General features: G+C 72.4%; 7 protein-coding genes. 5 read left to right on the top strand and 2 right to left on the bottom strand.

Annotation, left to right across the window (positions count from 1 at the left end; all coding sequences use genetic code 11):
- Window positions 1-2,030 (bottom strand): methylmalonyl-CoA mutase (gene scpA, locus ACTWQJ_RS39370; RefSeq protein WP_443311236.1); only part of this gene is annotated, 2,030 nt, incomplete at its 3' end.
- Window positions 2,030-3,832, bottom strand: coding sequence for a methylmalonyl-CoA mutase family protein (locus ACTWQJ_RS39365; RefSeq protein WP_443311235.1), 1,803 nt, complete (start codon window positions 3,830-3,832; stop codon window positions 2,030-2,032). The genes ACTWQJ_RS39365 and scpA, both read right to left, overlap by 1 nt.
- A gap of 220 nt (window positions 3,833-4,052) precedes the next feature.
- On the opposite strand from ACTWQJ_RS39365, the gene ACTWQJ_RS39360 reads away from it, so the two are divergent.
- The 5 genes from ACTWQJ_RS39360 to ACTWQJ_RS39340 form a co-directional block, all read left to right on the top strand.
- Window positions 4,053-4,304: a hypothetical protein gene (locus ACTWQJ_RS39360; protein WP_443311234.1), complete on the top strand. Its 252-nt coding sequence runs from the start codon at window positions 4,053-4,055 to the stop codon at window positions 4,302-4,304.
- Window positions 4,304-6,667: a heavy metal translocating P-type ATPase gene (locus tag ACTWQJ_RS39355; RefSeq protein WP_443311233.1), complete on the top strand. Its 2,364-nt coding sequence runs from the start codon at window positions 4,304-4,306 to the stop codon at window positions 6,665-6,667. The genes ACTWQJ_RS39360 and ACTWQJ_RS39355 overlap by 1 nt, the downstream gene beginning before the upstream one ends.
- Window positions 6,664-7,185, top strand: coding sequence for a copper chaperone PCu(A)C (locus ACTWQJ_RS39350; RefSeq protein WP_443311232.1), 522 nt, complete (start codon window positions 6,664-6,666; stop codon window positions 7,183-7,185). The genes ACTWQJ_RS39355 and ACTWQJ_RS39350 overlap by 4 nt, the downstream gene beginning before the upstream one ends.
- A 119-nt stretch (window positions 7,186-7,304) precedes the next feature.
- A complete protein-coding gene (locus ACTWQJ_RS39345; RefSeq protein WP_443311231.1) occupies window positions 7,305-8,369 on the top strand; it encodes an ABC transporter substrate-binding protein in 1,065 nt (354 codons plus the stop codon).
- A 2-nt stretch (window positions 8,370-8,371) separates the two neighbouring features.
- On the top strand, window positions 8,372-8,974 hold a 603-nt coding region (locus ACTWQJ_RS39340; RefSeq protein WP_443311230.1), incomplete at its 3' end, for a FecCD family ABC transporter permease.

Below are 8,974 nucleotides of genomic sequence, written 5' to 3'. Positions count from 1 at the left end.
ATCATGATGTCCTCGCGCCCCTCCGCCGCCAGCTCCTCGCGCAGCGCCGGTACGAGCGTGAGGTGACCGGCGGCCAGCGAGGAGACACCCACGATGTGCACGTCCGCCTCCACCGCCTGCCGGGCGACCTCGGCGGGAGTCTGGAACAGCGGGCCGACGTCCACGTCGAAGCCGAGGTCGGCGAACGCGGTGGCGATCACCTTCTGGCCGCGGTCATGGCCGTCCTGGCCCATCTTGGCGACCAGGATGCGCGGGCGGCGGCCCTCGGCCTCCTCGAAGGAGTCCACGAGCGCGCGGGTGCGGTCGACGGACGGGGACTCGCCGGCTTCGTTTCGGTACACGCCGGAGATCGTACGAATCTGGCTCGCGTGCCGGCCGTACACCTTCTCCAGGGCGTCGGAGATCTCCCCGACGGTCGCCTTGGCGCGGGCCGCGTGCACCGCCAGCTCCAGCAGGTTGCCGTCGCCGCCCGCGGCCCGGGTCAGCGCGTCCAGCGCGTCCCGGCAGGCGGTCTCGTCGCGCTCCTCGCGCAGCCGCCGCAGCTTCTCGATCTGCTGGGCGCGCACGGAGGAGTTGTCGACCTTGAGGACCTCGATCTGCTCGTCGGTGTCCACGCGGTACTTGTTGACGCCGATCACCGGCTGCCGCCCGGAGTCGATCCGGGCCTGCGTGCGCGCCGCCGCCTCCTCCACGCGCAGCTTGGGGATGCCGGCGTCGATGGCCTGCGCCATGCCGCCCGCCTGCTCGACCTCCTGGATGTGCTGCCAGGCGCGGCGGGCGAGGTCGTACGTCAGCTTCTCCACGTAGGCGCTGCCGCCCCAGGGGTCGATCACCCGGGTCGTGCCCGACTCCTGCTGGATGAGCAGCTGGGTGTTGCGGGCGATGCGCGCGGAGAAGTCGGTGGGCAGGGCGAGGGCCTCGTCGAGGGCGTTGGTGTGCAGCGACTGGGTGTGGCCCTGGGTGGCCGCCATCGCCTCCACGCACGTGCGGGTCACGTTGTTGAACACGTCCTGCGCGGTCAGCGACCAGCCGGAGGTCTGCGAATGGGTGCGCAGGGAGAGCGACTTGGCGTTCTTCGGGTCGAACTGCTTGACCAGCTTGGCCCACAGCAGCCGGGCCGCCCGCAGCTTGGCGATCTCCATGAAGAAGTTCATGCCGATCGCCCAGAAGAAGGACAGCCGCGGCGCGAACGCGTCCACGTCCAGCCCGGCCTCCCGCCCGGCCCGGAGGTACTCCACGCCGTCGGCGAGGGTGTACGCCAGCTCCAGGTCCGCCGTCGCGCCGGCCTCCTGGATGTGGTAGCCGGAGATGGAGATGGAGTTGTAGCGGGGCATCCGCTGCGAGGTGAAGGCGAAGATGTCGGAGATGATCCGCATCGACGGCTTCGGCGGATAGATGTACGTGTTGCGGACCATGAACTCCTTGAGGATGTCGTTCTGAATGGTCCCGGCCAACTTCTCGGGCGGCACGCCCTGTTCCTCCGCCGCCACGATGTACAGCGCGAGCACGGGCAGCACGGCGCCGTTCATCGTCATCGACACGGTCATCCTGTCCAGCGGAATCCCGTCGAACAGCTGCCGCATGTCGTAGATCGAGTCGATCGCCACGCCCGCCATGCCGACGTCACCGGTCACCCGCGGGTGGTCGCTGTCGTAGCCGCGGTGCGTCGGCAGGTCGAACGCGACCGACAGACCCTTCTGACCGGCCGCCAGGTTGCGCCGGTAGAAGGCGTTGGACTCCTCCGCCGTGGAGAAGCCCGCGTACTGGCGGATCGTCCAGGGCTGGTTGACGTACATCGTCGGGTACGGGCCGCGCAGGTACGGGGCGATACCCGGGTAGGTGTCCAGGAAGTCCAGGCCCTCCAGGTCCTGCCCGGTGTACAGCGGCTTGACGGTGATGCCCTCCGGGGTCTCCCAGAGCAGGTCGTCGCCGCCGGTGGCCTTCTTCACGGCCGTGCGCCACTCGTCGGCGCCCCCTTCGGCGGCCGGGGTCCCCAGCTCGACTCCGGCGAAGTCGGGGATTCCTCCCATCAGGACACTCCCATGCGGTCGAGGGTGGCGGAGAGCACGGCAACGGCGTCACAGCCCGCGAAGACGTAGGCGTCGACACCGCTGTACTGACCGGGACGCCCGGCCAGGAACACATGGCGGGCGCCCGCCTCCTGGAGGCCCCGGGCGGCATCCGCGGCCTGCTCCTCGTACAGCGCGTCGCTGGAGCACAGGCAGGCCTCGGTGGCGCCGCTGTCCTCGAAGGTGCCCTCGGTGACCGGCTCGATGCCGCCGGCCTGGAACAGGTTGGAGGCGAAGGTGAGGCGTGCGGTGTGGGCGGCGGCGGGGCCCAGGGCGGCGAGGTAGATCCGCGGCCTGCTGCCGGTCGCCGCCAGGTGGGCGTCGGAGCGGGCGCGCAGTGCCTCGTACGCCTCGTCGCGCCGCACGCGCGGCAGCCCGCCGGAGGGAGCCGCCGGAGCGGGTGTACGCTCCACCGGCCGCTCGGCGAGGTGCGGGAACTCGCTGACACCGGTGATCGGTTCGCGCCGCTTGGCGAGCTTGCTGGTACGTGCCGCCCAGGTGTCGGCCAGGTCCTGCCCGAGACGGCCCGAGCGCAGGGCGGCCGAGAGCCCGCCGGTCCGCTCGATGCCCTGGAAGAACTCCCAGCCCACGTGGGCGAGTTCGTCGGTGAGCCGCTCCACGTACCAGGAGCCGCCCGCCGGGTCGATCACCCGGGACAGGTGCGACTCCTCGATGAGGATCGTGGAGGTGTTGCGGGCGATGCGCCGCGCGAACGCGTCCGGCAGACCGAGCGCGTGGTCGAAGGGCAGCACGGTGACGGCGTCGGCGCCGCCCGCCCCGGCGGCCAGCGCGGCGACGGTGGTGCGCAGCATGTTCACCCACGGGTCGCGGCGCGTCATCATCACCGGCGAGGTCACGACGTGCTGGACCTGTGCACCAGGGGCTCCGCACACCTCGGCCACCCGTGCCCACAGCCGGCGCGCCGCCCGCAGTTTGGCGATCGTCAGGAACTGGTCGGCGGTGGCCGCGTATCGGAACTCCAGCTGTGCGCAGGCCTGTCCGACGCTCAGCCCCGCCCCGGTCAGCTCCCGCAGGTAGGCGACGCCGGTCGCCAGTGAAGCGCCCAGCTCCTGCGCGGCGGAGCCGCCGGCCTCGTGGTACGGCAGCGCGTCCACGGTCAGCGCCCGCAGCCCCTGATACTCCTCGGCGCACCGCAGGGCAAGTCCGGCCACCGGCGCGAAGTCGAACGGCTGCCCGGTCCGGGCCTCGAGCCCCAGCGGGTCGGCGCCCAGAGTGCCGCGCACCGCATCCCTGCCGACGCCCCGCTCCTCGTACAGCCGCAGCAACTCCCGCGCGGCGGGCTCGACCTCGGCCCCGGCGTCCAGGGCGACGGGCGCCAGGTCGAGATACACGCCGTCGAGGACCCGGCCGAGCGACGCCACCGGGATGCCGCCCTCGCCGACCACCAGCCACAGCGATGTGACGCCGTTCTCCAGGTCCGCGAGGACCGCGTCGGTGTCGGGCGTCGTGTGCCGCTGTCGTACGTCCCAGCCGCCGACCGTGTTGCCCTCGGCGCGGCTGCCGCGCACAAAGGGTGCGAAGCCGGGCAGGCCGGGCTCGGGCGCGGTGTCGTGGCCGGTGTACAGGGGGCGGACGCGCAGTCCGTCCTCGAGCGTGGTGGACAGGGCGTCCTCGGCCGCAGCGCCCTCGACTTCCTTGCCCGACTTGAGCAGGACGCCCGCCACAAGGCGTTGCCACTGTTCACGGGTCGCGTCGGAGAACTCGGCGGCCAGGGTGAGCCCGTCGTCGGGCAGGACCGTCATGGCTCGGATGGTAGGCCAGGTGGACACCTGAGCAGCAGAGGACCGGGCTGTGACCTTGTCCTCGCCCGTTCACCCTTGAAGCCCGGGCGGACTCCGTATTACGTCCGGATGTGACCGCGACCACCCGGGACCCCTGTGTGACGTAGGCCACAGAATTGTCCGGGAACCCGCCCCTCACCAGGCCCGACCTCTGTAACCGGTACAGGTCAGGAGGCCGGTGATGGAACAACCACAGCAAACCTCCCCGGGAACGGGCGTCCAGGCGCTGCGAAGACTGGCGCCACCGCCCGCCCTGTGCGGTTTCCTCCTGCTTCTCACCCTGGTCTTCACGGTGTCGTACGCCGTCGGATCCACAGCCGGACCGGTCGCGCCCGGCATGCGCCCCTCTGGCACGAGCAACGGCGTCGAGGACGACCCGGGCACGGGCACGGACACGGAGACCGACGAGATGCCGGGAATGGGTGGCCACTGATGGCCACGGAACCGGCACCCCCGCTGCTCACCACGGACCTGACCGTGGGCGGAATGACCTGCGCGGCCTGTGTGCGGCGGGTCGAGAAGAAGCTGGCCAAGCTGGAGGGCGTGACCGCGACGGTCAACCTGGCCACCGGCAGTGCCCGGGTCAGCCATCCGCCGGACATCCGCCCCGAGGAACTCGTCGCGACGGTCGAACAGGCCGGGTACACGGCCGCACTGCCCGCGCCGCCCCGGGAGCGGAGGCGTTCACAAGACGAGGCCGGGTCCGACTCCGAGGCCGATGCCATGCGGCAGGAGCGGGACCGGCTGCTGATCACCGCGCTGCTCGCGGTGCCGGTGCTGGTGCTGTCCATGGTGCCCGCCTGGCAGTTCCGCAACTGGCAGTGGCTGTGCTTCGCGCTGGCCGCGCCGGTCGCCGTGTGGAGCGCGTGGCCGTTCCATCTGCGGGCGCTGCGCGGGCTGCGGCACTCGACGGCGACCATGGACACACTGGTCTCGCTCGGCGTCGTGGCGTCCTTCTCCTGGTCGGCGTACGCGCTGTTCCTCGGCGGCGCAGGCGATCCCGGGATGCGGATGGCGTTCAGTCTGCTGCCGGACGCCTCGGACGACGGCATGGCCCACGTCTACCTGGAAGCCGCGGTCGCCGTACCGCTGTTCGTGCTGGCCGGACGCTTCCTGGAGGCGCGGGCCCGGCACGGCACCGGGGCCGCCCTGCGGTCGCTGGCGGAGCTCGCCGCCAAGGAGGTCTCCGTACGCGGCGACGACGGATCCGAACGCCTGGTTCCCATCGAGGAGCTGACGGTCGGGCAGGTCTTCGTCGTACGGCCCGGTGAGCGGGTCGCCACCGACGGCGAGGTGGTCAAGGGCAGTTCCGCCGTGGATCTGTCGCTGGTCACCGGGGAGAGCGAGCCGGTCGAGGTCGCGCCCGGATCCGCCGTGGTCGGCGGGGCCGTCAACGCGGGCGGGCTGCTGCTGGTGCGGGCCACCGCCGTCGGCGCCGACACCCAGCTCGCCCGTATCACCCGGCTGGTGACCGAGGCCCAGGCCGGCAAGGCGAAGGCGCAGCGGCTGGCCGACTCGGTGGCCGGCGTGTTCGTGCCGGTGGTGCTCGCGCTGGCCGTGACCGTGCTCGGCTTCTGGCTCGGAGCCGACGCCGACCCGCAGGCGGCGATCACCGCATGCGTGGCCGTCCTGGTCGTGGCCTGCCCGTGCGCGCTGGGTCTGGCGACCCCGACCGCGCTGATGGCCGCCACCGGCCGGGGCGCCCAACTCGGCATCCTGGTCAGGGGCCCGCAGTCCCTGGAGGGCCTCGAACACATCGACACCGTCGTCCTCGACAAGACCGGCACCCTCACCTCCGGGCACATGACCGTCGCCCGCGTCACGGCCGTATCGGACGGCCCCGGCCGGGACGAGGTACTGCGGCTGGCCGCGGCAGTGGAGCAGGGCTCCGAGCATCCGCTGGGCCGGGCGATCGTCGCGTACGCGACCCGCACCCTGCCCGGGATCCGGCTGCCGGAGGTGGCCGACTTCACCGCCACGGCGGGCCGGGGCGTACGCGGCCGGGTCGAGGGCCGGCTGGTCGAGGTCGTCGCACCGGACGACGAACTGCCCGAGGCGCTGACGGACGCGCTCCCCGCTGCGGAGGCCGCCGCGCACACGCCCGTCCTGGTCCGCGTGGACGGGCAGACCCAGGCGCTGATCGAGATCGGTGACGTCGTACGGCCCGGCAGCTACCGGACGGTGGACCGGCTGCGCCGGCTCGGCGTCGAGCCGGTGCTCGCCACCGGCGACCGGGAAGCCCCGGCTCGCGCCGTCGCCGCCGCGCTCGGCATCGAGGAGGTGCACGCCCGCTGCACCCCCGAGGACAAGGCCGAGCTCGTACGGGAGCTGCGCGAGAGCGGCCGCCGGGTCGCGGTCGTCGGCGACGGCGTCAACGACGCGGCCGCGCTCGCCGGGGCGGACCTCGGCATCGCCATGGGCGGCGGCACGGACGCGGCGATCGGCGCGGCCGACGTGACGCTCGTCCGCGGTGACATCGAGGCGCTCGTGGACGCGGTACGGCTCGCCCGGCGCACCCTGTCCACCATCCACACCAACCTCCTGTGGGCCTTCGGCTACAACGTCGTCACCGTGCCGCTCGCCATGGTCGGCCTGCTCAACCCGATGCTGGCCGCCGCAGCCATGTCGGTCAGCTCGGTCCTGGTGGTCACCAACAGCCTCCGTCTGCGCGCCTGGCAGCCGTCACCCGGCCGGGAGCGTGACCGGGCCGACGGGGAGAGCCGCGGACCGGCTGCCGGGGACGGCGGGCCGTCGCCCGCCGAGAGCCTGATCCCGGCCGGGAGGGGTGACGCATGAGCGGAGCGTCCTGGCGGCCCACCCGACGGCGGCTCGCCGACACCCTGCGGGCCGCCGTCGCCCCCGTCGCCGCCTGCGGCATCGCCCTGGGGGCGCTGACCGCGTGGACCGCTGCCGGCAACGCGGGCAGTGGGCCCCGGATCGAGGTCAGCGGGGGGCGGGTCTTCCTGCCGAACAGCGAGAGCGGGGACACCGCGGCGTTCTTCCGGATCACCAACTCCGGCGGCATGGGCGACCGGCTGACGAAGGTGACGTCCTCGGACACCCTGGGCGACGAGGGCACCCTCAGCCGGCACAACATGACCGGCGACGCGGCGGCGACCGGGCAGACGGTGGACTCCGTGATCATTCCGGCCGGTGAACGCCTCGACATGTCCCCGTACGGCCTCGACATCACCGTGCGGGCGAAGGCGGACTGGCGTACGGGCGACCTCGTACGGTTCACGCTGCACTTCGAGGACAGCGGACGGATCGAGACCCAGGCGGTGGTGGTCCTGCCCACGTCGGACGGGTGGTGATCGCCCGCCCGGTCCCAAGCGGCCGAAACCGGACGGGAACTTGAGCCGAGCCCGGTCCGACTACTGGTGTGCGGGTGGCACTCGTCCTCCCGTGTACCGATGGATCCTGGAGTGGTGTGATGCGTATCCGCGCGTGGTGGGGAACGACGGCCGTGGTGCTCGGCGGCCTGCTGGCGGCGGGCTGCGGCGGCGGGAACGACGACTCGGCCGGCGACGCCCCCGCCGGGAACTCCGTCTCCGACGGCTACCCGGTGACCGTCACCGACTGCTCCGGCGCCGAGACCACCTTCGACGAGGCCCCGCAGCAGATCGTCACCAGCAACGCCTCCAGCCTGGAGCTGCTGCTCCGCCTGGGCGCCGGCGACCAGGTGATCGGTACCGGCTTCCCGCCCGGCAAGGGCACCCTGCCCGCCGAACTGGACGCGCAGGCCCGGAAGATCGAGGTGATGAGCGAGTACGTGATCCCGAAGGAGAAGCTCCTCGGCTCCGGCGCCGACGTCTTCGTCGACACCTTCGGGGCGATGGACATGGCCGGGATGGCGGACGTGCCCACCGACGAGGAGTTCAAGGCGGCCGGGATCAAACGCGTCTATCTGAAGTCCACCGCCTGCGCGGCCACGGACAAGACCCCGGTGACCGACCTGTCCGCCGTTCAGGACGACATCACCTCCCTCGGCGCGGTCACCGGCACCGCCGACAAGGCCAAGGAACTCGTCGACGGCATGAAACAGAAGGTGGACGCCGTTCAGAAGGCGGTCGGCCCCACGCCCGAGGACGAGCGGCCCACGTACTTCTTCTTCGACTTCGACGCCGGCACCAAGCAGCCCGTCGTCGTCTGCAACCGCCAGGTCGCCAACGCGGTCATCACCCTGGCCGGCGCCCGCAACGCCTTCGCCGACTGCGACGGCGACTTCCAGCAGGTCGGCTGGGAGGACGTGATCGCCAAGAACCCGGACTGGATCCAGCTCGGGGTGCGCAACCGGGGCAGCGAGGCCGCCAACGACAAGGCGTTCGACGAGGCGCAGAAGTGGCTGGAGACCAACCCGGCCACCAAGGGCCTCAAGGCCGTCAAGGACGGCAACTTCCTGCGCATCGGCTCCGAGCAGACGACCATCGCGGGCGTCACCAACGCCGACACCGTCCAGCAGATCGCCCGTAAGCTCTACCCGGGCAAGGTCGGCTGACCGTGGCCAATGCCCTGTTGAGCCGGAAGAGCCCGGAAACCCGCACCCAGCCACGCGCCGTGCCCGCCGGGCCGCTCGCCGCGGTCCTGGCCGTGGCACTGCTGCTCGCACTCACCGCGGCGGTGTCCTGGGGCTCCACATCCATCCCGCCGGGCGAGGTGTGGGGCGTGGTGTGGCGGCGGCTGTCCGGCGAACCGCCACGGCCGGGCACCAACGACCTCATCGTCTGGCAGCTGCGCGTCCCGCGCGCGGTACTGGCGGCCCTCGTCGGCGCCGGGCTCGGTCTCGTCGGTACGGCCGTGCAGGCACTGGTGCGCAACCCGCTGGCCGACCCCTATCTGCTGGGCATCTCCAACGGGGCCTCGCTCGGCGCGGTCGGCGCGATCGTCCTCGGGGTCGGCGCGGGTGGCGCGCTCGGGCTGGGGCTGTCCGCCGCGGCCTTCGCGGGCGCGCTGGCCACCTTCGCCCTGGTGTGGGCGGTGGCCCGGCGCGGCGGTGGGTTCGCACCGCTGCGGCTGGTGCTGGCCGGGGTGGCGATCGGCCAGTTCCTGTCCGGGTTCACCAGCTACCTCGTCCTCCAGGCCGGGGACGAGCAGCAGACCCAC

Source organism: Streptomyces sp. KR55 (genome assembly GCF_052245645.1).
GTDB classification, from domain to species: Bacteria; Actinomycetota; Actinomycetes; order Streptomycetales; family Streptomycetaceae; genus Streptomyces; species Streptomyces flavusporus.
The sequence above is the reverse complement of the archived record's forward strand: the minus strand, read 5'-3'. Positions and strand labels throughout refer to the sequence as shown.

Bases quoted from the DNA above. Each gene is read 5' to 3' on its own strand.
- ACTWQJ_RS39365 (WP_443311235.1), bottom strand. From the start codon at position 3,832: ATGACGGTCCTGCCCGACGACGGGCTCACCCTGGCCGCCGAGTTCTCC.
- ACTWQJ_RS39360 (WP_443311234.1), top strand. From the start codon at position 4,053: ATGGAACAACCACAGCAAACCTCCCCGGGAACGGGCGTCCAGGCGCTG.
- ACTWQJ_RS39355 (WP_443311233.1), top strand. From the start codon at position 4,304: ATGGCCACGGAACCGGCACCCCCGCTGCTCACCACGGACCTGACCGTG.
- ACTWQJ_RS39350 (WP_443311232.1), top strand. From the start codon at position 6,664: ATGAGCGGAGCGTCCTGGCGGCCCACCCGACGGCGGCTCGCCGACACC.
- ACTWQJ_RS39345 (WP_443311231.1), top strand. From the start codon at position 7,305: ATGCGTATCCGCGCGTGGTGGGGAACGACGGCCGTGGTGCTCGGCGGC.